The sequence below is a fragment of the Marinobacter psychrophilus genome (assembly GCF_001043175.1).
Classification (GTDB): Bacteria; Pseudomonadota; Gammaproteobacteria; order Pseudomonadales; family Oleiphilaceae; genus Marinobacter; species Marinobacter psychrophilus.
This window is the reverse complement of record NZ_CP011494.1, coordinates 768075-790846: the sequence shown is the minus strand read 5'-3', so window position 1 is coordinate 790846 and position 22772 is coordinate 768075. Positions and strand designations below refer to the sequence as shown.

Below are 22772 nucleotides of genomic sequence, written 5' to 3'. Positions count from 1 at the left end.
CCCCCAGCGAATTTTCAGGTGCTGGATAGCCGGGACTATAAAAAACCGGTTAGCGAACGCACAAAACAGGATTTGATGTAATCGGTTTCCGCAATGCCCGGAATGATCGGGTGGTCCGGCGCCTGATGGCCCTGCTCCAGCAGCTGCACAAAGCGGTCAATTTTACGACCGCTACCGCGGATGATGTCTACCAACTTTTCCTGGGACAAGTGCATCGAGCAAGATGCCGACACCAGTAAGCCGTCCCGCTCCAGCAGGCGCAAACCCAGCTGATTCAGCCGCGCATAGGCTTGCTCACCGGCTTTCTGGTCACGGCGGCGGGGTATCAGTGCAGGCGGGTCTAGCACCACAATGTCAAATTTCTGTTTTTCATCCGCCAATGCTTTTAACGCGTCAAAGGCGTCGCCTTCAATCGTATCAACGTTCGTAAGTCCGTTCAGGCGGGCGTTGTGGTGCACCGACTCAATGGCTGACGCCGAGCTGTCTATGCAAGTCACGCTGGTGGCGCCTGCACTGGCGGCTTGTATGCCCCAACCGCCCACGTAACTGAATACATCCAGCACCCGCTTGCCCGGCGCATAGGCCTGCAAACGCGCACGGTTCATACGATGGTCGTAAAACCAGCCGGTTTTCTGCCCGCCCGCCAGCGGCACTTCAAATTTGACGCCGTTTTCTTCCAGCTGAAGCATTTCAGGAGCGTTGCCGTGGGCCTGCTCCACATAGCTTTCCAGACCTTCCACTTTGCGCATTTTGCCGTCGTTCTTCAGCACAATAGAGCTAACTTGGGTCAGCCTTTGTATTGCCCGTATAATGGCGTCCTTCATCTGTTCCATGCCTGCGCTGGAAATTTGCACCACCACGGTGTCCCCAAAGCGGTCAATCACCAGCCCGGACAGGCCATCACTGTCACCAAACACCCAGCGGTAAAACGGCTTGTTAAACAGCCGCTGGCGCAATTCCAGCGCAACTTCCATGCGCTGGGTAAGCCGTTGCGAAGTCATGCCATGGGTTGGGTCACGGCTAATCAGCCGGCCACAAATCAGCGCATGGGGATTTACAAACACGGTGCCCAAAGGCTTGTCGTTCGATGCGCGCAGCTCTGCCTGAACACCGGCTTCGAAGCCTGTCAGCGGCGAGCGTTTAATATCCACTTCATTACTGTAGACCCACAAGTGGCCTGCCCGCAGTCGGCGCTCGGCGCCTTTGCGGAGGTATAATACCGGGAAATTCATAAAAGATTGTTACTCCGCTGCGACCAGGTCGCTATAAGTGTCTGCATCCATCAGGCCATCAAGCTCGCCGTCGTCGGACATTTTCACCCGAAACAGCCAGCCTTCGCCGTAAGGGTCTTCGTTCACTTTTTCTGGCTCGTCTTCTAACAACTCGTTAATTTCGACCACTTCGCCAGTCACCGGGCTGAATACGTCTGAGGCAGATTTAACGGACTCTGCCACGCCGGCTTCTTCGCCGCCGGTTACGGTAGCGCCCAGTTCCGGAACGCCAATGTAAACCACGTCGCCCAACTGCTGTTGGGCAAAGTCGGTTATGCCCACGGTGGCCAAGCCGTTTTTATCTACCCGCACCCACTGGTGGGTTTCAAGGTATTTCAAATCAGAGGGAACATCGCTCATGGTCGAATCCTGATAAGTTAAAATAAGTTTGTAGTAACGGATTGGCCGCATTTTAGCTGAACAAGGGGCGTCTCGTCTGGCTAATTCGTCAATACGACACCTGATAAAACGCCTGGCGCAATGCCCTGCCAGCGAACCTCTGTGGCCAGCTTCAGAAACGCGCTGAGGTAATCCACATTGCGGTCGCGCTCGCGACAGCCCAGAAAGATCTGTTTACCAATGCCCGTTTCGCCCAGCTGTACCGGCACAATGGACATACGCTGCTGGTATTCCTGCACCAGCCAGCGAGGCAGAGCCGCTACACCGCGGCCGGCAGCGACCATCTGCAACATAATATCGGTGGTTTCGATGGTTTTGTGCCGCGCCGGGCGAATGTTGGCCGGAAGTAAGAGATGTGTGTATACGTCCAGGCGCTCCACCGCCACCGGGTAAGTGATCAGAGTTTCCGATTCCAGATCTTGCGCGCTGATCCAATCGTTGTGTGCCAATCGATGGCCACTGTGGACCACCAGCACCTGCTCGTAATCAAACACCGGTTCAAACACCAGGCCTGGCCGATGCAGCGGGTCTGGCGTTACCAGCAGATCAATGTCATGGCCAAAGAGCGCGCCAATACCGCCAAACTGAAATTTCTGCTTTACGTCTACGTCTACCGTGGGCCAGTGCCCCAGATAAGGCCCCACCACTTTTAACAGCCACTGATAACAGGGATGGCATTCCATACCAATGCGCAGCGTGCCTGCCTGGCCGCGGGCGAACTGATCGATTTGCAACTCAGCATGCTCGAATTGCGGCAGCAAACGATTCGCTAGAGCCAGCAGGTATTTGCCCGCCTGGGTCAGCTGCAGTTGCCGACCTTCGCGCAACCATAAAGGGGTGCCTAGCTGCTGCTCCAGTTTACGGATGGAATGACTCAGCGCCGACTGGGTCAGGTGCAAGCGCTCGGCGGCGGCGGTCAAGGATCCACCCGCTTCGACGGCCCGCAGAACCTCCAGATGGTTACGTTCAATCACAGATCTGCTCAATCATAGCTCAGCCTAACGTGAATAAAATTCATGGATACGTGAAATAATACCATTATTTTTCATAACTCCTCAGCGGTAATCTGATTGCTCATAACCAACAGCAATCAACACACGCTTTATTCCGGAGATGAATATGACCATTACCCACAACCTGGGTTTTCCCCGCATTGGCGCCCAGCGCGAACTGAAACTTGCCCAGGAGGCTTTCTGGCAAGGCAAACTCAGCGCAGACGAGTTGCAGTCTACGGCAGCCTCTTTACGCACCCAACATTGGCAATCCCAAAAGGTGCAGGGGCTGAATTGGGTACCCGTGGGAGACTTTTCTTTATACGACCAAGTGCTCGACATGAGCGCTACCCTCGGTAATTTGCCCGAGCGCGCCAGCGCCGCGGACGGCACCGAGCTGGATCATTACTTTCGCGTGGCCCGCGGCCGTTCGGCCAGCGACAACGCCTGCGGCCCTGCCCATGCCGGTGAGACGAACGAATGTCACGCAGGCGAAATGACCAAGTGGTTCGACACCAACTACCACTACATCGTGCCGGAGTTTCACGCCGGCACGGAATTTAGTCTGAACGCCGGTCGCCTGGTTGCACAACTGGCTGAGGCTCGCGCGCAAGGCGTTGCCGCAAAACCGGTGATTCTTGGCCCGGTATCGTATCTTTTTCTGGGCAAAAGCAAAGACGACAGCGACCGCCTGGACCTGCTAGACAAACTGCTGCCGGTGTACGGCCAACTGCTGCAAACCCTGGCGGACAATGGCGCCAGCTGGGTACAGATTGACGAGCCAGCGCTGGTCACCGAACTCAACACCGACTGGCGCCATGCCATTACTCTGACTTACCACCGGCTCAAATCTGCGCCTGTAAAACTGTTGCTGACGACCTACTTTGGTGAGCTGCGGGAGAATTTGCAGTTGGCCTGTGAACTGCCAGTGGCGGGCCTGCACCTGGACGCCGTTAGTGCACCGGCGGAAGTTCAACGCCTGGTTGACTGGTTGCCAAGCCACAAAGTGTTGTCGTTGGGAATCATCAGCGGTCGCAACATCTGGAAAACCGACCTGACAGCAACACTGGACTGGCTGGAGCCAATACAACAGAAACTGGGTCACAGGCTATGGCTAGCGCCTTCCTGTTCACTGCTGCACGTGCCGGTGGACCTTGCCCAAGAAACCGAGCTTGATGCCGAAGTACACAACTGGCTGGCCTTCGCCCAGCAGAAACTGGAAGAACTGAACTTGCTGCCCGGGCCTTGACCCACGGCCGCGACACCGTTGCTGCAGAACTTAGCGCCAACGCTGAAGCGCTGGCCAGCCGGCGCCGGTCACCGCGGGTGCACAACCCAAACGTGGCCGCATCGGTGGCAGCGATCACGCCCGAACTAGGCCAGCGCAAGAGCCCGTTCGACAAGCGCATTGCGCTGCAACAGCAGCAGTTGAATCTGCCGGCCTTTCCAACCACCACCATCGGATCTTTTCCACAAACCGCTGAGATTCGCCAAACCCGACTGCAATTCCGCAAGGGTGAGCTGGACGCCGCCGCTTACCAGGAGCGCATTCGCGAGGAAATCGCCCACTGTGTGCGCCAGCAGGAAGAATTGGGACTGGATGTATTGGTGCACGGTGAAGCCGAGCGCAATGACATGGTGGAATATTTTGGCGAACAGCTGGAAGGCTATGTCTTCAGTCGTTTCGGCTGGGTGCAGTCTTACGGTTCCCGCTGTGTGAAACCACCGATTCTGTTCGGTGATATCTCGCGGCCAAAAGCGATGACGATAGACTGGATAAACTACGCCCAGTCCCTCACCAGCAAGCCACTTAAGGGCATGCTGACCGGCCCGGTCACCATTCTGAACTGGTCCTTTGTACGCGACGATCAACCCCGCCGTGACACGTGTTTACAGCTGGCGCTGGCCATTCGCGAGGAAGTACAAGATTTGGAGGCAGATGGTGTGAAAATCATCCAGATTGACGAAGCCGCGCTGCGCGAAGGCCTGCCATTACGCCAAACCGATTGGGACAGCTATCTTCAATGGGCGGTAGATGCTTTCCGCATAACCGCTAACGGCGTGAATGATCAAACCCAGATTCACACCCACATGTGCTATTCGGAGTTCAACGACATTATTGCTGCCATCGCCCGCATGGACGCCGACGTAATTACCATTGAAACATCGCGTTCTGATATGGAGCTCTTGAACGCCTTCAAGAACTTTGACTACCCTAACGACATTGGCCCCGGTGTTTACGACATTCACTCACCGAACATTCCGCGGGTCGATCAGATTACCGGCTTGATGAACAAGGCCGCAGAACGGATTCCGGCGCAAAGATTGTGGGTAAACCCGGATTGCGGCCTGAAAACCCGCCGCTGGGAAGAAGTGCAGCCAGCGCTGCGAGCTATGGTCGACGCCGCCAAGGAGTTACGCCAGAAACTGGCAGAGCAAGCCGCTTGAAATAGGGCCGAGTAGACAGGTGTTTAGCAGGCAAGGGGCTAATAGGGTAGTGACTCAGTCAACAGGAGCCTAGTAGCCCCCGCCATCGCGATCCAGCACGACCTTGAAGTCCAACGCCCGGTGCACTTTGGTAGTAAACCCACCGGCGCTGCCCAGTTCGAACCAACGGTACCCAGGCGCCCGCTCTTCAACCGAGAATTCGCGGGCGCCAGCGGTAAACTGAATACAGGTTGAGGGCGTGCCCAACAGGCGCACGCCGTTTTCTTGCCGGTCCACCTCTTGATGAATATGGCCCCAGGTAATAATTCTGACCTGTGAATGGCGATTAATAATCGCCCAGAAAGCGTCACGATTGTGCAAGCCAATATCAGCCATCCAGTGGGCGGTTATATCCACCGGGTGATGATGCAGAGCGATCAGCGCGGGCAACCGGGGGCAGGCTTCCAGGGTTGCGTCTAGCCAGTCCAGTTCTTGCTGGGTTAACTCGCCGTGCACCTTGTGCGGTACCGATGAGTCCAACATCAGAATCTGCCAGCCGCCTTGCACCACGTATTTGCGCTCGGCACGGTAGCGTTGGGCAACTCGCCAGAGCCGGTCTGTATTGTCGTGATTACCCGGAATCCAAACGCTGTCGCAATCGAATCTCGCCAGCGCCTGCGCCATTGCGTCGTAGGCATCAACGCTGCCATCCTGTGCCAAATCACCGGTGGCCAGCACTAAATCTGGCTGACCGCAATGTTTCAGTACGTCATCAATCACTGCGGCCAGACTGTCGCGAGTGTTCATGCCAAACAACTTACCATCGCGGTCGGCTTTCAGGTGAGGGTCTGTCAGCTGCAGAACTCTTAGCGGTCGCAGCTCTTGCAGCAAAGATTGAGTCTTCATCGGGCAGATCCGGCAAACATGGGATGAGGAGTGTTATCAAGTTTACGCTGCCCAGAGCTTACCGACCCTTAACTGAATGCTAAAGACGTCACATTCTGGCCAATTCAAACCGTGTTTTTGTGCGGTTCAGCAGGTTATCAAAACGGTTGGGCGGAATTAATTCTGGCAATCGCCCGATGTCCAGACCGCATGTTCCATCGGCAGGTGGCCAAAACGCAGGCAGTAATCCAGCCAGTCAGCCAAAAAACTGTTCACCTGCGCTTTTTCATCGGGGTGGTGCATATAGCGATTGGGGTAATCGTTCACCGGCGCAATCTGGCGGTCACGGTAACAACTGATCACCTCCGCCATCTTGGCATCGTGATACACCCGCACCGTCATTTGCGGATTGTTCAGCCAGCGCCCGGCGTTGTGCACCTGTTCAAGCAGCAGAGTTTCGGTAAAGCGCGCGATTTGCAGAATTTCGATACGCACCCGGCCTAAGTACTGGTGTTCGCGGTGAAGCTCAAACTCTGCAACGGGCTGACCGTCGGCTTCCAGCTGGCGCAGCTTATGCAGCCTTTGATAATTACCATCACCCAAGGCGCCCAGCTGCCGCAGATCTGGCACGTAGCGCTTGGGCTTCATGGTCCACTGATTCATCGATTCATACCTTCCCGCAGGCGCGGGCGATTCAGCTCCAACCATTGCAAAGCAATAATGGCGGCGGCGTTGTTGATACGACCGTCCTTGATCATCGCTATGGCGTCTTCAGCAGCCAGAACGTGGGCGCGAATGTCCTCATTCTCGTATTCAAGGCCAAACAGACCGCCAGCGTTTGCGCTGTTGATTTCACCATAATACAGGTAAATCATTTCGGTGGTGCCACCGGGCGACACCAGGTAACTGCAAATAGGGTCTAGGTGTTTAAAACTCAAGCCGGCTTCTTCGTCGGCTTCGCGGTGGGCCACGTCTTCCGGGTTTTCGCCCTCTTCGTTCATGCCCGCCACCAGCTCCAGCAGCCAGGGCGACTGGTTGCGCCCGATCGCCCCCAGGCGAAACTGCTCTATTAATACGACTTGATCGCGCTGCGGATCATAAGGCAGCACGCAGGTGGCATCGCCGCGGACAAACAGCTCGCGGGTGAAAGTGGGCATGGTACGGCCGTCAAAACGCGGGTGGCTTAGCCACAGTTTGTCCATACGGAAAAAGCCCTGGAACACGGTTTCACGCTTTTCGACGCTGACGTTGTTGGCTTGAAACTGGAACGGTTTGGTCATGGTTTGCCCTAAGCTAGAAACAGTTCTGAAAGATAGTCGCTGGCCTGCATGAATTGCAAGTACGGTGTGGAGCTGGTTTGAGGATTGACTGGCGCGCGCTAATACATGCCTTCTACAACGGTAGAGCTGGCGACGATAATTGGCCATAATGGGGGATACAGATTTGCTTGCCATCAAGCGGGCTCTCGCCCAAGCGCACAGGTTTTCAGGAGATGAAATGAAGAAACAACTACTATCTGGGCTTATCGGCCTTTTTGCGGCGTCGCCCGCATTTGCCATGGACCTGATTCAAACCTACGAAAAAGCACTCTCCTACGACTCTGGAATTGCTTCTGCCCGCGCCAGTTTTGAAGCCCAGCAGGCGGCCAGCGATATCAGCCGCAGCAAATTGCTGCCGCAGCTTGGCGCTTCCGCTGACGCTAATTACACGGATAGCGATGGCCCGTCACAGAATGTGGACTACACAACCTTGGGCCTTGGCCTGCAGTTGACCCAGCCAGTGTTTCGCGCCGATGCCTGGTTTAACTACGATGCCAGCAAATTCCAGACCGACTCGGCGCGCGCCCAGTACCATCTTGCCCAGCAGCAACTGATTCTGGATGTGGCCGCCGCTTATTTTGACGTACTACGGGCACAAGACACAGTGACCACCCTACGCGCCACCGAAACCGCTATACAGCGCCAGTACGACCAGGCCCAGGAACGCTTTGATGTGGGCCTGATTGCTATTACCGAAGTGTTTGAAGCCCGCGCCACGTTTGATGATAGCCGAAGCCAGAGAATTGCCGCGGAAAACAGTCTTAATATCACCCGCGAACAGTTGGCACGCTTAACTGGCGAATACACAGAGCAGCTTGAAAATCTACGCCAGAATTTCCCACTAAACCCGCCCGAGCCGATGAACCCGGAGTTGTGGGAAACAACCGCGTTGGAACAGAACTGGAGCATTCAGGCGGCCATATTTGACCTGAAAGCCAGCGAGAAAACTCTGAAAGCGGCCAAGGCAGGGCATTATCCAACGGTGGATTTTCAAGCCTCTTACGGCAAGTCTAAAATCGGCGGCCTAGATAGCAGTGGCACGGTCGTTCAGCAGCGCAACGGCACCACCACACAGGGCGTCATTGGCTTCCAGCTAAACGTTCCGCTCTATTCCGGCGGTGGCATTCAGGCCGGTGTGCGCCAACAGCGTTCTTTGCTGACAGTGGCAGAAGAGTCGCTGAACACGGTGCGCCGTGACGTTCGCGTAGACACCCGCAGTCGCTTCCTCACCATCAACAACAACATTGAAACCGCGTCGGCCCTGAACCGGACCATTATATCGCGACGCAGCGCACTGGACGCCACCCGCGCCGGTTATGACGTAGGCACACGTAACATTGTTGAGGTGCTGGATGCCGAACGCGCTTACTATGTAGCGCTGCGAGACTTCGCCAACGCCCGCTACGACTACGTGGTGAACTCGTTACGGCTTAAGCAATCAGCTGGCACCCTAAGCCCGCAGGACCTGGTAGAGCTGAACAATTGGTTGAGCGCAAACGCACCGGGCATCGAAGCCCTGGCCAACGACGATACAACCTTAAACAGCCAAACAATGAGCCAGTAAGCCGGTAACCGTGATTTTCAGCCGGCGGGCCTAAACCCGCTGACTGATGCCGGCCACCACACGGTCCAAAGCGCCTCGGTTACTTTCCACTACCGCCAGAGCGCGCTGACCGCTTTCGTGCAACGCACGTTGATTATTTAACAGCCGAACCAGACAAACTACCAACTCCTCAGCAGACTCTACGATGGTGACTCCATCTTGCTCCCGCAGGCGCTGATAGATCGACTCGAAGTTAAAGACGTGGGTGCCAGAGATCACCGGTATCCCCCAGGCCGCCGGCTCCAAAGGATTATGGCCCCCGCGCTCAATTAACGAGCCGCCAATAAAAGCAAGATCACTGGCGCCATACAGCATCATCAATTCGCCCATGGTGTCGCCTAAATACACCTGGGCAGCCGCAAGGCTATCTTGCAAAGATCGGCGGGCCAGACTGAAGCCTGCCTTTGTAACAGCGCGGGCGACCAGCTCGAAACGCTCGGGATGGCGAGGCACAATAATCATCAGTGCGTTGGGTACAACCGCCAGTAGTTTTCGGTGGGCTTTAAGCAGCTGCCTACTTTCACCATCGTGGGTGCTCCCGGCGATCCAGACAGGGCGACCGCCAAACTGCGCCTTCAACTGCTGAGCCTGCTCACGCACCCGCGGTTCAATGTCCACGTCAAACTTTACACTGCCAGTAACGGCAATATTGTCAGCCGCCACGCCAATTCGACGAAACCGCGCTGCATCTTGCTCAGCTTGCGCCGCCACCCAGCTAATACTTTGCATGACGGGTCTCGCCAAACTTCGAACGCGCTCATAACCCCGCGCCGAACTCCTCGATAGACGCGCGTTGATCAAAAACACAGGTACGCGCGCTTTACGGCTCTGACTGATTAGATTCGGCCAGATCTCCGTTTCCATGATAACCAGAATACTCGGCTGAACCCGCGCCAGAAAACGCTTTACCGCGCCTGGTGTATCGTAGGGCACGTAAGCGTATTGCACCTTTTTGCCAAACATTTTCTGAGCCTGGGCAAGCCCGGTGTCGGTCATCGCCGTCATCAAAATGGTAACATTTGGATTACGCTCCAAAAGTCGCCGCACCATGGGTGCCGCGGCAATCGTCTCCCCTACCGACACCGCATGTACCCAGATAACAGGAGCACTCACCGCCGGCGCAAAGCCAACACGTTGGCCCCAGTTACGGCGCAAATTCGGAGAATGGCGACCGCCCCACCAAAGGCGCAGCAAAATAAAGGGCAGCAGCAGGCGGATAAGTTGAGAATAGATAAATTGCAGCACAGCGGGCTCCGAATAAGACAGTGCGCTATGATAGACCAAACACCAGCGATTTGCCTTTCACAGCGGCACAGACTATTGCTAGCGCCTGAGTAAGCCGGTGCTCTGGCCCACTCAAAACTTCAAAGACGTGCGAGCTTGACCCTAGTGAAGAATAAATACCGTAAACAACCGCGAAATACTGACTTAAGTGCGTACCGCCACCCACGCTGGTGGCTTACCTGGGCTGCCATCTCTTTTATGTGGCTAGTAGCGCAGCTGCCCTTACGCGTTCAGTGGTGGCTCGGCTCCGGCCTGGGGCGCCTGGCTTGGCGCCTGGGTAGCAGCCGGCGGCGCATTACCGAAGCCAACATCCACCTGTGTTTTCCGCAACTCACTGAACAGCGGCAACGCGAATTGGTCAAACAATCTTTTATAGCCAATGGTATTGGCTTGCTCGAAATTGGCGTGTGCTGGTTTTGCGATACCAACAAACTCAAAGCCATTACTACCCTACATGGGCTGGAGAACTTCGAGCGCGCGCTCGAAGGCGGCAAAGGCGTGCTGTTGGTCGGCGGGCACTACAGTACCCTGGAAATGGGGGGCAGCCTTGCCACCCATTTCATAGAATCAAGCGTTATGCAGCGGGACCATAACAACCCGTTAGTGAACGCGATAATGACTCGATCCCGTGAGCGCCGCTACGGCATGGTGCATGGCGCCCGCGACTTGCGCGGACTGTTTCGCAGTCTGAAAAAGAACCACGCAGTCTGGTACGCTACCGACCAGGATTACGGCCGCAAGGACATCGTGTTTGCGCCTTTTTTCGGGATACCAACCGGCACCATTACCGCCACTTCCCGCATTGCTGAACGCAGTGGCTGCAAGGTGGTGCCTTTCAGCCACTTTCGCCGCAGCGGCAAACCGGGCTACGACATTTACTTTCATCCGGCTCTGGAGAACTTTCCAAGTGGCGACGACCTTGTTGACGCCACCGCAATCAACCAGACCATAGAGCAGGAAATAAAACGCGCACCGGACCAGTACCTGTGGATGCACCGCCGTTTCAAAACCCGACCTGATCCAGATGACCCAGGCTTCTATGGCCGAAAACGCTAACACATCCTGCCCGGTTATCTGGCTGCTAACCGACAACAAATCCGGCCACCGCAACCAACTCAAAGGCCTGGGTAACCGCCTGCGGGTGTTGGCTGGCGCCTCGCTGCACTGGATAGACGTGAGCACCGTCGAAACGCCCTTATGGCGAGTGCTTCTGGGGCGGCCGCCCGCGCTCGACCCTGCTCTAACGAAGCCAGACCTGATCATCGCCGCCGGCTCCGGATCCCATCGCTTACTGTTGGCTCTGCGCAAGGTTAAAGGTGCGCGCACACTGGTGCTGATGAAACCGGGCTTCCCACTGCGCTGGGTAAGTGGCGCCATCATTCCCCAACACGACCGAGTGAAACCGGGGCCGAACCTGTTTATGACTCAAGGCGCGATCAACGCCATCACCCCTGTTGCAGAACCGAGCACCCAGCCACGCGGATTAATTCTGGTGGGTGGTCCGTCGGCGCATTTTTTCTGGAGCGATGACACGATAATGGCCCAGATCCATGAGTTACTGCACAACTACCCAAAATGGAGCTGGATCATCAGCAGCTCCCGGCGGACGCCCGTCAGCTGCCAGCAGGCGTTGGCTGTGCTTGAAACCAGCCGAATTCAGGTCTTGACCCCGCAGGATACCGGTGAGAACTGGCTCAGCACTGCATTGGCTCACAGCCGCTGCGCCTGGATAACCCCCGACAGCATGTCGATGGTGTGTGAAGCGGCAACCTCTGGCGTGCCCACCGGGGTATTCCAACTGCCGGCCAAGCGCCGCAGCCGCGTTGCCCTGGGCCTGGCCGCGATGCAAGATCAACATCTGGTGACCACCTGGGACGATCACTACAAGGTTATGACCGCTAGACCCGGATCACGGATTCTATTCTGGCAGGCAGACGCTGCGGCGCGCTGGGTTATGACGCATTTTTTGCCAACCGGGCCTAAACCATGAAAATTCTTCAGGCGCTGCCAGCGCTTCACAGTGGTGGTGTGGAACGGGGCACTGTCGAATTCGCCAGACAGCTAGCACACTTGGGCCATAACTCTTATGTTGTGTCTAGTGGCGGACCACTGGCGGATATGCTCGAGCAAGAAGGCAGCACTCACATCACCCTGCCCATACACCGCAAGTCACTGGCCTCGTTTGGTCAGATTTGGCCAATAGTGCAGTTACTGAAAGAGGTGCAACCCGATATTGTGCACGTGCGCTCGCGCATGCCCGCCTGGATTATTCAACTGGCGCTGAAAACCCTGGACAAACAATTGCGCCCGGCCATTGTTACCAGCTTCCATGGAATGTATTCGGTTAGCCCCTACAGCGCGGTGATGGCCAAAGCAGATCATATTATTGCGGTGTCGAACTGCGTAAAAGATTACGTAATCAACAATTTTTCTGTGCCCGAGCAAAAGATTACCGTGATTCAGCGCGGTGTCGACGTGAACTATTTCCGCAAGCGTCCGCCTTCCGAGCAGTGGCGCCAGGATTTGTCACAAAACTATCCCCAGCTCAGTGATAAACGCATCCTGATGATGCCGGGGCGAATTACCCGCTGGAAAGGACAGTTACAATTTTTAGACGTGATGGCTGAGCTGGTTCATAACACCCCTGTTGGAGCAAACGAACGGCCTTACCACGGTATTGTAGTGGGCGGAGCCGAACCGGGTAAGAAACACTTTATGGAAGAGCTGACCCAGCGCCGTGCCGAGCTTGGCCTACAGCAACACGTCAGCTTTCTGGGCCAGCGCAGCGACATGGCTGAGTTGTACCAGCTAGCAGATCTGGTGTGTCATCTATCCACCAAACCCGAACCCTTTGGCCGTACGGTTACCGAAGCACTGGCGTCCGGCACGCCGGTTGCCGCGTTCAACCGCGGCGGCGCCGCCGAAACCCTGCAAGCCTGCTTTCGCGAAGGACTGGTCACACCAGACGATGTGTCTGGCTTTGCACAAACTGCTCAACACCTACTGAGTCACAACCAACACACCATCGAGATTCCCTACCGCTTCAAACTGCAAGCGCAAACCGACACCACCCTGAGCGTATATAACAAAGTTCTGGCGGCACGGGAGCACTAGGCAATGGCCAACTCTAGCACTTTGAACATCCTGCTAATAATGATGTCGGCTAACCCAGGCGTTGGCGGACTGGAAAAACACACTGGTGAATTGGCGAATGGCCTGGCACAGGCAGGCCACCGTGTGACCCTGATCTGCGCCGCTGCGCACCAGCACCAATTAACCCCGGAGATTAATCGCATTGCGCTGGACCCAAAGCAGTCACGCTACAACCCTCTGTTACTAGCAAAGCTTTATCGGCACATTCGCGATAAGAAGTACAACGTGGTGCACGCTCAGGGCACCAAAGCCGCCGCCTTGCTGGCGACGTTAGCGCGGTTTCCACTGTCACCAACGCTGGTGGCCAGTCTTCACGGTTTCAAATCCCGCTACCCCGCTTTACACCGCTTCAGCGCGGTGATTGCCGTCAGCAACGCGCTGGCAAAATCCCTAACTAATGGCAATGTTCGGGTTGTGTACAACGGCCTGCAGGCAGCAAGCGTGGTAGCTCCGGCAAAATTTCTGCTAGAGGCCGCTCCAAAACCAGTATGGCTTGCCGTTGGGCGCCTGGTCAGCGTGAAAGGTTTCGAGTTTCTTATCGACAGTTTTAAAGGCGTGAAAGGTAGCCTGTATATTGCCGGCGATGGCCCTGACAAAGCGCTATTACAACAGAAAATTCTCGATAACGAACTGCAACACAGGGTTACCCTGCTCGGCCATCGCGACGATATTCCTGCGTTAATGGCCGCCTGCGATGGCGTGGTCATTTCGTCGCAGCGGGAGGGGTTTTCCTATGTGTTCGCCGAGGCCATGCTGGCATCAAAACCGGTCATTTCGACCAGCGTGCCTATTGCCAATGAGTTTCTGCCAGAGCACCATATTTATCGTGGCAACACACTTGATGGTTTTGCCCAACTATTGAGCAACGACCCAGGCGCAATTTTTAATGATCAGTTTGCTGCCCGTGAACGGGCGCACAGGGAATTGACGATGGAGAACATGATCAGCAGCACACTGGCGATCTATAACACCTGCAAAACCTGAAGCACTTTATTCGCCACGATTCGGTGCCCTCTAGCTGTCAAATGAGTTCCGTCTGCCATCAGCGCCTGACCCTTTTCCTCCCAGATATCGTCAAAGGCATCAACAAAAACCACGTTCGATTCATCCGCTACCAGGGCCTGTAATGCTTGGTTATACCGTCGAATCCGTGGATTTCTAGGCTCATCCAGATTGGGAACCGTGGCTACCAGAACAAACTGCGTTTGCGGCGCTGAGCCGATCAACAAACGCAGATTCGCGACATACTCTCCCAGCGGCACTTGCTCTATCGACCCAACGCGGTCCTGCAAACGCCACTGCCTGGCCCATCGCTTAAGCTTCTTGACTAGCTTTCGCGCCAGTTTTCGGCGTGAATAATCAGGGTAATAAAGCACATAGGGCGCTCCCCGAAAGGTCAGCCAGGAATCCACGAGCCCATACTGTACCAACGCGACATCATGCATTCGGGCAGGATGGGTTTCGTTGTATTGCAGCATTTCACGGGTTGTACTCATAGTATGACCACAGTTGGTCAGGCTTAGGCCTAGCTGTCGACAAACAAGCTCAGCCCAAAGTTCTACCGTATTTTTTTCAAGCCCGCAGGTGTTGCAGTCGCCATAGGCAATACAGGTGCTCACAAAGTCGCCTCTCATCTGCCTGGTTCTTCTATAATAGCCAGGAACGTGAAATGGTAAGCCTTAAACTAATCAAGTTAAGTAAGCTAATCAACCTAACCAATCTATCAGGCACAGCATGCTGAATTTAGACGGGCTTACACCGTTTGCCCAAGGCTACAACCGCTTTTGCTTTATTCATCCTAAAGACCCAAATGTCTGCCTGAAGGTAATTCGCTCGGAGAATATCGAGCTGCGATTTCACCGACAGTCAGTGCTGAAGAAGTGCCTGGGCAGAAAACGACTGAATGATAACAGGCAAGAAATGGCAGCTTATCGCCAAAGCGCAATAAAATCACTGGTGGCGGCAGGCGAACCGTGTCCGGCATGGAACCATTTGCCAGAGTTTTTTGGCAGCGTATCAACGTCCATGGGGCCCGCGAATGCTAGCGAACTGATTCGGTGCGCCGACGGCATCATCGCCCCTACTCTTGAAGATCTGCTGAAAAAAAACGGCTACACACAACCCCTCAAAGATGCCGTGAATCGCTTTACACAGTGGCTAAAGATTCACGGCATTCTTACCCGGAACCTGCTACCCCATAACCTGGTGATTTCAGACAGGTCAGGAACGTTGGAACTATTTCTGGTGGACGGCCTGGGTGCACCCTCTGTACAGAACCAGATGGCGCGAATGACACGCTGGCGAAACCATTATATCAGCCGCAAGAACCAGCGCTTTGAGCAGCGAATCCTGTGGGAAGCGCAAGGGCGAAATACCTCTTGGGAAGACTTCCAGAAAACAGAATAGTCACTCCAGAAGCCAGGGCAAAAGTAATATGACCACCTCTGTTATGTTAGCATTGTGCCAGTCAACCCTATGTTCATCATGGCGCTGTTGCGCTCAATCAAGCCCGGAGTAAGCTCATGATTTATCCGGTAATGTTGGCCGGTGGCACTGGTTCACGACTTTGGCCACTTTCTCGCCAGCTGAATCCCAAACAGTTTCTGAAATTGACAGACCCGAAGTGGTCCATGCTGCAATCCACTGTTGCCAGGCTCAATGGTCTGCCGGTGCAGCCTCCGCTGATTATCTGTAACGAAGAGCACCGCTTCATTGCCGCTGAGCAAATGCGCCAAGCGGGCTTTCAGGGTGCCCATATTATACTAGAGCCCTGCGGCCGCAACACCGCGCCGGCCATCGCGCTCGCCGCACTGCAATTGCAAAAGGCTCGCCAGCAAGGCGAAGAAGACCCTGTCATGCTGGTTTTGGCGGCCGACCATCTTATTCAGAACGTGCCTGCCTTCCAAAGATGTGTTCAGCAGGCCAATACCCTGGCACTGGCAGGCAAGCTGGTTACGTTTGGCATTACGCCCACGCATCCGGAAACCGGCTACGGTTATATTTGCCAAGGCGAAGCAATCAATGAGCATGGCCATAGGGTCGAAGCCTTTGCTGAAAAGCCGGGTATGGACACCGCCAAAGCCTATCTGAAGTCCGGCAACTACCTGTGGAACAGCGGTATGTTCATGTTCCGCGCAGGGCGCTACCTGGAAGAACTGGGCAAACATCGCCCTGACATTCTCGCAGCCTGCGAGGCAGCTATGGAAAACCTGCGCCAGGATTTTGATTTTACCCGGGTAGACGAAGCCCGCTTCGCAGAATGTGCAAATGAATCGGTAGACTACGCGGTGATGGAGAAAACCGACGAGGCTGCGGTTGTGGCATTGGACGCTGGCTGGAGCGATATCGGCTCCTGGTCTGCACTGTGGGATGTCAGCCCAAAAGACGCCCAAGGCAACAGTACCAGTGGCGACGTAATGACACTGGACACAAATAACACACTGGTGCGGGCCGAAAGCCGCTTGCTTGCGACCCTTGGCGTTGACGACCTGGTGATTATCGAAACCAAAGACGCCGTGCTGGTGGCCCATAAAGACAAAGTGCAGGATGTAAAAAAGCTGGTGGCGCAGCTGCAAGCTGACGGGCGCTACGAGCACCTGAATCATCGAGAAGTTTACCGGCCCTGGGGCGTGTACGACTCCATCGACAGCGGCGAACGCTACCAGGTTAAACGGATTACCGTAAAACCCGGGGCCAAGCTGTCGGTGCAAATGCACCACCACCGAGCCGAACACTGGATTGTGGTCAGTGGGACGGCAAAAGTGACCAACGGCGAAAAAACCTACCTTGTTACGGAAAACCAATCCACCTACATTCCTGTCGGCCAGGTTCATTCGCTGGAAAATCCGGGCGTCATCAATCTGGAGCTGATTGAAGTGCAGTCCGGCTCTTATCTCGGAGAAGACGACATTGTGAGATACGAAGATAGGTACGGGCGAAAATGAGAAAACTGAAATATTTCACAATCGCTTCTTTTTTGCGTGTAGTGAGCTGGCTAAGCCTGAGCGCTGCCCAGCGGCTAGGTCGCTTGGTTGGGCAAGTGCTTTGGCGACTGCCCACAAAAACCCGCCAAGTGACCGATATCAATCTTGCTATCTGCTTACCGGAACTAAGTGCATCTGAGCGCACTCAGCTATCAAAAGATTCGGTAAAACACACAGCCATGACCGCGCTAGAAATACCGCTTATGTGGGAGTGGCCGGTAGACAGGTGCTTAGGGCTGGTGCGTGAGACTGTAGGCCTTGAACTGGTTGACGACGCTCTGGCCAGCGGTAAAGGGCTTATTTTGCTGGCGCCACATCTGGGCAATTGGGAGTTGGCCGGGCTTTATTTCTCGTCCCGTTACAAGATGGCGGCCCTTTACAGTCCACCTAATATGGCCGAGTTCGAGGAGTACATGATTAAAGTGCGAAGCCGGCTGGGCTCTGAACCGGTGCGCGGTGACCGCCGTGGCCTACTGCGGATGATGACGATTCTGAAAGAAGGCGGCATAGCTGGCATATTGCCGGACCAATCACCTCGGGGCAAAACCAATGCTTTTGCGCCGTTTTTTGGCATGGAGGTGAAAACCATGACACTGGTGGCTAAGCTGATGCAAAAAACCGGAGCCAATGCTCTGATTACATACACAGAACGACTGCCGAAGGCACAAGGGTTTCGAATTATCATTGATAAGGCAAGCAACGACCTAGCCAGCCTCGACCCGATTGTTGCAGCAACTGCATTAAATGAGTCGGTTGAGGCATTGATTAGGCGAGCCCCTGAACAATATCAATGGGAGTATAAGCGCCTTCGGCATAGGCCTGCCGGCGAACCTAACCCTTACAATCCAAGCAAAAGTCAACGCGAATAACTATTTATCCACAGGGGCGACAGCACAGTTCTTTGCTCTTTATCAATTGTATTTTTATTACTGATTACACGAGTATTAGTATGGACCCACAATCAATTGGCGTAGTAATCACTACTTACAACTCTTCTGTTTGGCTTGAAAAAGTTCTGACAGGATATGAAAACCAATCATTCAAAGACTTTCGTGTAATCATTGCAGACGATGGATCTAACGACGAAACTCGTGCTCTTATCGACACATTCAGGGTTCGAGATATACTTAAAATTGACCATTTTTGGCAGGAAGACGAAGGCTTTAGAAAATGCCAGATCTTGAATAAAGCGATTGCGGAAACAGCCTGTGACTATTTAGTGTTCACTGATGGTGACTGCATTCCTGCCCCAAACTTTATCGAAACACACAAAACGCTCGCCAAGCCCGCCACATTCCTTTCTGGCGGCTATATCAAATTAACGATGCCCGTTTCTCTCGCTATTACCGAACAGGATATAAACTCTGGGCGAGTTTTTGACCCCAACTGGCTTGTTAAAAATGGACAACCAAAAACCCACAAACTCTGGAAATTGTTCAAATCTGCTACCTTCAAAAACTTAATGAATGGAATAACACCCGCTGCAGCTAGTTGGAATGGCATGAACAGCTCAACCTGGACATCCGACCTTATAGCTATCAACGGATTCAACGAAGATATGCAATATGGCGGGCTCGACAGGGAGCTCGGGGAACGCCTATGGAACTATGGACACACATCCAGACAAATCCGCTATAGCACAGTATGCCTTCATTTAGATCATGCCAGAGGCTATGCCAAGCCGGAAATTTGGGCCAAAAACAAAGCGATTCGCAGAGCGGTAAAAACACAACGCTCATATCGCGCTGTTAATGGCATTGAGAAAGGTAAGTAGGGCTTTTTTTAAATTTTAAACAACATTGATCAGGTCGCTTTAGATGAGAACCCTTATTATTATTCACAGCCTTAAATTGGGTGGCATGGAGCGCGTTGCCGTCAACCTCGCCGATGCATTCGCTGAAGAGGGTCACGAAAGCCATGTTTTGTCATGCAGAAGCCGCCCAAATGACTTAAAACCAAACCATCCTGACGTTTACCTTCATCACCATGATCAACTCAAGTCTTTACTAAAATCTATTATCGGCATCCCAGTATTTTTATTATCAAGGCTATTTCTGGGTGTGGTATTGCCAAAATCTCACTTTATTTGGGTTGGCTGGCTGAACGGCTGGATTTTGAAACGTAAAGTTCGCACCCTTGAAAAACAATACGGCCGGTTCGATCGAGTCATTTTCCGAGGGCTTGGAACGTTTAAATATTTCTGGTCGTTCCGAGATGACCGTAATATCTATGTTTTAGAAAACGTGATTCATTATGATCGTCCTCTGTGGCAAAAAAAACTGGAGTGGCAACTGGTTTTCAATAACCGCCATCTGGCCTGCGTATCATCCGGAGTGAACGCATCCGCGGTAGCCGCTTTCGAGCAAGGCAACATTGCTCCTCGTAGCCTCAGAGTGATAACAAATCCCTGCCCCATAAAAGAAATCCGGGCTCTGGCCGAGCAGGTTGATCCGGACATTCCTGACGAACCCTATATTGTGAACGTCGGGCGCCTTGTACCTCAAAAAGGACACGATCTGTTGTTACACGCTTATGCTCTTGCTAAGCCACGGCACAAACTGGTCATCGTTGGGGAGGGCTCTCTTCGTGAGACTCTGGAACAGACAACACACGAATTGGGCATCGCTGATCGAGTGTTCTTTGCAGGAAAACGTCGCAATCCCTACAACTGGATGAGGCAGGCAGACCTGTTTGTTTTGTCGTCTGAATTCGAGGGGCTGGGTATAGTGCTAACAGAGGCGCTCGCATGCGGGACACTCATTGTGTCAGTGGATTGCTCCGGAGGTATCCGCGACGTGTTCAAGGGGGATTTGGAACAGTATTTATCTAATACCAACCCCGAAAGCTTGGCAGAATTGATAAACAAAGCACTGGCGGAGCTGCCTGTTACAATTAAGCCGACGTGGCTTGAAGATTTTGACCAAAAACGCATTGTTGAATTGTTTCTTTCCACTCCACCCCTTATAAGAGTTTGAGAATGAACGCAGATCACACCAACAATGCCATCCGTGTTTTATTTATAAAAACAGGTCCGGATGCCGCAGAGCTGGACCTGATCCAGCAGTTACACAAGCGGGGTGTGTACATAAAGGTGTTGTGCTGGGCAAGCAGCTCTACTCTGGAGTTTCTGGAAAAAGAGAACATTTTCATTGCCTCGGTTCGGAAGAGAGGGAAGGTTGATATTCCATTTATCCGCCAGATCCGTTCCATTGTGAAGCAATTCGATATCAGCTTGGTACATGCAACAGACTCTGCGTCGCTCGCCAATGCAATTTGGGCAACGTATTTCACAAAAGCCAAAGTGATCGCCTACAGAGGCACCAGCGCCCGCATTCGCAAGACAGACCCGACCTACTGGTTAGGCACACTAAACCCCAAGGTCTCTCTTACATTCTGTGTCAGCAATTCGGTTTATCGATATATGGCAACGCTGCTGCCTGAACATAAATTACGACTGAACTACAAGGGGTTCGACCCTGCGTGGATTAAAGTTGAAAACCCAGAACCGTCAACCTTTCCGGTGCTTCCGGAAGATCGTTTTATCGGTATGTTCCTGGGCAATAGCAAAGGCCGTCCGCATAAGGGACTGGAAGTTCTGATTGAGGCCTTTCATCGTGTGAACGACCCGAAGAGCGTACTGATTGTACTTGGCAGCTTCAGTCAGGAATCAGAACAGCTAGCCGCAAAAGGACCAGCCCAAGCACGAATATTCTTGATGGGTGAAGTTGCCAAAGCAGCCGAATGGCTTTGCTATGCGAACCTCTATATACAACCCTCTCTTCTGAAAGAGGGATTACCCCGGTCAGTAAAAGAAGCCATGGCACTGGCATTGCCCATTGTCATCACTGATATTCCGGGTCCAACAGAGCTTATTGAGCACGAGAAATCTGGTCTGGTCGTCGAAGCAGGTAATGCAGCCAAGCTCGCCGAAGCTTGGGATCGTATGGCGGCTGACCCTGAATTGCGCCAGCAACTGGGCTCCAGCGCCAAAGCCCGTCTGATCGAAGAGTTCTCTCCGGAGGTATTTGTACACAATACATTGTTGGCGTATTACGATGTACTAAAAATCGATGCCAATACCGACTAGCGACCTTACGGACCCAGTTCGTATTGTCGCACTCTCAAAACTAAAACTGGATTCGCTCCAGTCCGATAGATAAATAAAATCCAACCCAGCCCTGAAAGCCGCTTCATAGTCATATTGACTATCCCCTACAAATACCGCTGGCAGCTCTATACATCCGCTCTGTAACTCTCTCTTCAGGATGCAATCCTTGTCGTCCGGGCTACCAAAAATCCCGCCCTCAAACAGCGACGATAAGCCCCTGGAATCGAAAACACTCCTCAACTCAGCCTGATCGCCCCCAGACACAATCAGCCATCGACTATTGCCAGTCTGTTTCTTGAGCTCAGAAAGCTCACTCGCAATTCTACAGTTCATCAATCCTTGGCCGACTCCTTGTGCGTAGGCCTCCAACAAGCTGTCGAGTTCACTAGAGAGGATTTCCGAACGACCTATAATATGACGCAGAAAATGTTCAAATTTTGTATAGCGTGATATCCCGCCATGCTGGACATGATACTCAATCAGTGCCGCTGCGGCTTCCTCCCCATAGGTTTTTGCTGCATCGTAGAAGGCATCCGTTTTTACCTTGTTGGAGTCCAGGATGACACCGTCACAATCGAAAACCCAGGTTCGGTAGTTTTTCATCAACACTTGCGGTGAACCTCCTCAAGCGCTTTTTCTACTGGTGCAACATCCTCACGCACATCCACCGCCAGACTACCTGGGGAGGTTTCAACCATCAGCACACGCCGACTCAGCTCAAGAAAGCGAAGAATTTCTATATCCTCGCTCCACTCCAATTCACTCTTGCGTCCAAAATCCCGGAATGCCGCCAGTTCAGCCCGGCTGAACGCATAGATACACACCTGTTTCTTATACCTTTGGGGAGCTCGATCCGACTCCTTATGCCCCGGCAGAGGGTTGCGGGACATATAGACAAGCTCATTTCGCTCGTTGGTGATCACTTTAGGTATATTGACACTTGCCGGATCTTCAGCAGAGGATAGCCAGCAAAAACCATTGATCACCTTATCGGGATTCGCCAATTTAACATCGCGAATCTTCAGTATGTCATCTGGATTTACCAGCGGTTCATCACCCTGGATATTGATATAGACATCCGCAGCGATATGCTCACTCGCCTCAGCCAAGCGATCTGTGCCAGTCAGTGCATTAAAGCTGGATTTTATCGTCTGATAGCCCGCTTCCCTGACGACTGATGCAATTCTTTCGTCATCGGTCACTACGTAGACATTTTCAGCGCCCAACGCTTTAGCTGCAATGTCAGTCACCCACAGAATCATGGGTTTACCCAACAGCTTAACAAGCGGTTTGCCGGGGAAGCGTGAAGATTGATACCGCGCGGGAATCAGAGCAACCGTTTTCATTG

General features: G+C 53.6%; 21 protein-coding genes and 1 pseudogene. 12 read left to right on the top strand and 10 right to left on the bottom strand.

Going from position 1 to position 22772, the window contains the following annotated elements; translation table 11 throughout:
• Positions 1-35: 35 nt before the first annotated feature.
• From ABA45_RS03565 to ABA45_RS03555, 3 genes are all read right to left on the bottom strand, one after another.
• Positions 36-1232 carry a class I SAM-dependent rRNA methyltransferase gene (locus ABA45_RS03565; protein ID WP_048384353.1) on the bottom strand — a complete coding sequence of 399 codons (1197 nt, stop codon included), beginning with the start codon at positions 1230-1232 and terminating at the stop codon, positions 36-38.
• 9 nt (positions 1233-1241) lie between these two features.
• Positions 1242-1631 carry a glycine cleavage system protein GcvH gene (gene gcvH / locus ABA45_RS03560; RefSeq protein ID WP_048384352.1) on the bottom strand — a complete coding sequence of 130 codons (390 nt, stop codon included), beginning with the start codon at positions 1629-1631 and terminating at the stop codon, positions 1242-1244.
• Positions 1632-1711: 80 nt separating this feature from the next.
• Positions 1712-2644 carry a LysR family transcriptional regulator gene (locus ABA45_RS03555; protein ID WP_014869976.1) on the bottom strand — a complete coding sequence of 311 codons (933 nt, stop codon included), beginning with the start codon at positions 2642-2644 and terminating at the stop codon, positions 1712-1714.
• A gap of 145 nt (positions 2645-2789) precedes the next feature.
• On the opposite strand from ABA45_RS03555, the pseudogene metE reads away from it, so the two are divergent.
• Positions 2790-5110: pseudogene (metE, locus tag ABA45_RS03550) on the top strand (5-methyltetrahydropteroyltriglutamate--homocysteine S-methyltransferase).
• A 69-nt stretch (positions 5111-5179) separates the two neighbouring features.
• On the opposite strand, the gene cpdA reads toward metE, so the two are convergent.
• The 3 genes from cpdA to ABA45_RS03535 all read right to left on the bottom strand — a co-directional run bounded on the left by cpdA (position 5180) and on the right by ABA45_RS03535 (position 7254).
• Complete coding sequence (gene cpdA / locus ABA45_RS03545; protein WP_048384351.1) at positions 5180-5995, bottom strand: 3',5'-cyclic-AMP phosphodiesterase; 816 nt, start codon at positions 5993-5995, stop codon at positions 5180-5182.
• Positions 5996-6151: 156 nt separating this feature from the next.
• The gene (locus ABA45_RS03540; protein WP_014869973.1) at positions 6152-6637 is read right to left on the bottom strand and encodes a DUF1249 domain-containing protein; all 486 of its coding nucleotides are present in this window, start codon (positions 6635-6637) and stop codon (positions 6152-6154) included.
• A complete protein-coding gene (locus ABA45_RS03535; protein ID WP_048384350.1) occupies positions 6634-7254 on the bottom strand; it encodes an NUDIX domain-containing protein in 621 nt (206 codons plus the stop codon). Before ABA45_RS03535 ends, ABA45_RS03540 begins: the two co-directional genes overlap by 4 nt.
• Positions 7255-7471: 217 nt before the next feature.
• On the opposite strand from ABA45_RS03535, the gene ABA45_RS03530 reads away from it, so the two are divergent.
• Positions 7472-8857: a TolC family outer membrane protein gene (locus tag ABA45_RS03530; RefSeq protein WP_048384349.1), complete on the top strand. Its 1386-nt coding sequence runs from the start codon at positions 7472-7474 to the stop codon at positions 8855-8857.
• A 30-nt stretch (positions 8858-8887) separates the two neighbouring features.
• On the opposite strand, the gene waaA is transcribed toward ABA45_RS03530, so the two are convergent.
• The gene (gene waaA / locus ABA45_RS03525) at positions 8888-10141 is read right to left on the bottom strand and encodes a lipid IV(A) 3-deoxy-D-manno-octulosonic acid transferase (RefSeq protein ID WP_048384348.1); all 1254 of its coding nucleotides are present in this window, start codon (positions 10139-10141) and stop codon (positions 8888-8890) included.
• Positions 10142-10285: 144 nt separating this feature from the next.
• Here waaA and lpxL point away from each other — a divergent pair, with 144 nt between their 5' ends.
• Genes lpxL through ABA45_RS03505 form a run of 4 tightly spaced genes read left to right on the top strand, consistent with a single transcriptional unit; the run spans position 10286 to position 14317 of the window.
• On the top strand, positions 10286-11236 hold the full coding sequence (gene lpxL / locus ABA45_RS03520; RefSeq protein ID WP_084708394.1) for an LpxL/LpxP family Kdo(2)-lipid IV(A) lauroyl/palmitoleoyl acyltransferase: 951 nt from the start codon (positions 10286-10288) through the stop codon (positions 11234-11236).
• Positions 11220-12170 (top strand): mitochondrial fission ELM1 family protein, encoded by a 951-nt coding sequence (locus ABA45_RS03515; RefSeq protein ID WP_048384346.1) that lies wholly within the window; start codon positions 11220-11222, stop codon positions 12168-12170. The genes lpxL and ABA45_RS03515 overlap by 17 nt, the downstream gene beginning before the upstream one ends.
• Complete coding sequence (locus ABA45_RS03510; protein ID WP_048384345.1) at positions 12167-13294, top strand: glycosyltransferase family 4 protein; 1128 nt, start codon at positions 12167-12169, stop codon at positions 13292-13294. The genes ABA45_RS03515 and ABA45_RS03510 overlap by 4 nt, the downstream gene beginning before the upstream one ends.
• 3 nt (positions 13295-13297) lie before the next feature.
• Entirely contained in the window at positions 13298-14317 is a 1020-nt protein-coding gene (locus tag ABA45_RS03505; protein WP_053076113.1) for a glycosyltransferase, read from the top strand.
• Here the strand turns inward: ABA45_RS03505 and ABA45_RS03500 are convergent.
• On the bottom strand, positions 14296-14967 hold the full coding sequence (locus tag ABA45_RS03500; protein WP_048384344.1) for an SGNH/GDSL hydrolase family protein: 672 nt from the start codon (positions 14965-14967) through the stop codon (positions 14296-14298). The two genes, ABA45_RS03505 and ABA45_RS03500, sit on opposite strands and share 22 nt — an antisense overlap.
• 100 nt (positions 14968-15067) lie before the next feature.
• Here ABA45_RS03500 and ABA45_RS03495 point away from each other — a divergent pair, with 100 nt between their 5' ends.
• The 6 genes from ABA45_RS03495 to ABA45_RS03470 all read left to right on the top strand — a co-directional run bounded on the left by ABA45_RS03495 (position 15068) and on the right by ABA45_RS03470 (position 21403).
• A complete protein-coding gene (locus tag ABA45_RS03495; RefSeq protein WP_048384343.1) occupies positions 15068-15739 on the top strand; it encodes a YrbL family protein in 672 nt (223 codons plus the stop codon).
• 116 nt (positions 15740-15855) lie between these two features.
• The gene (locus ABA45_RS03490; RefSeq protein WP_048384342.1) at positions 15856-17277 is read left to right on the top strand and encodes a mannose-1-phosphate guanylyltransferase/mannose-6-phosphate isomerase; all 1422 of its coding nucleotides are present in this window, start codon (positions 15856-15858) and stop codon (positions 17275-17277) included.
• Positions 17274-18185, top strand: coding sequence for a lysophospholipid acyltransferase family protein (locus ABA45_RS03485; protein WP_048384341.1), 912 nt, complete (start codon positions 17274-17276; stop codon positions 18183-18185). The genes ABA45_RS03490 and ABA45_RS03485 overlap by 4 nt, the downstream gene beginning before the upstream one ends.
• A gap of 80 nt (positions 18186-18265) precedes the next feature.
• Positions 18266-19090: a glycosyltransferase family 2 protein gene (locus ABA45_RS03480; RefSeq protein WP_048384340.1), complete on the top strand. Its 825-nt coding sequence runs from the start codon at positions 18266-18268 to the stop codon at positions 19088-19090.
• Between the two features lie 43 nt (positions 19091-19133).
• The gene (locus ABA45_RS03475; RefSeq protein ID WP_048384339.1) at positions 19134-20291 is read left to right on the top strand and encodes a glycosyltransferase; all 1158 of its coding nucleotides are present in this window, start codon (positions 19134-19136) and stop codon (positions 20289-20291) included.
• A 2-nt stretch (positions 20292-20293) separates the two neighbouring features.
• The gene (locus ABA45_RS03470) at positions 20294-21403 is read left to right on the top strand and encodes a glycosyltransferase family 4 protein (RefSeq protein WP_048384338.1); all 1110 of its coding nucleotides are present in this window, start codon (positions 20294-20296) and stop codon (positions 21401-21403) included.
• Here ABA45_RS03470 and ABA45_RS03465 read toward each other — a convergent pair.
• Both ABA45_RS03465 and ABA45_RS03460 read right to left on the bottom strand, forming a co-directional pair.
• Positions 21377-22027 carry an HAD family hydrolase gene (locus ABA45_RS03465; protein ID WP_048384337.1) on the bottom strand — a complete coding sequence of 217 codons (651 nt, stop codon included), beginning with the start codon at positions 22025-22027 and terminating at the stop codon, positions 21377-21379. The two genes, ABA45_RS03470 and ABA45_RS03465, sit on opposite strands and share 27 nt — an antisense overlap.
• Positions 22027-22770, bottom strand: a complete 744-nt coding sequence (locus ABA45_RS03460) for a 3-deoxy-manno-octulosonate cytidylyltransferase (RefSeq protein ID WP_048384336.1) — start codon at positions 22768-22770, stop codon at positions 22027-22029. Before ABA45_RS03460 ends, ABA45_RS03465 begins: the two co-directional genes overlap by 1 nt.
• Between the last annotated feature and the right edge of the window lie 2 nt (positions 22771-22772).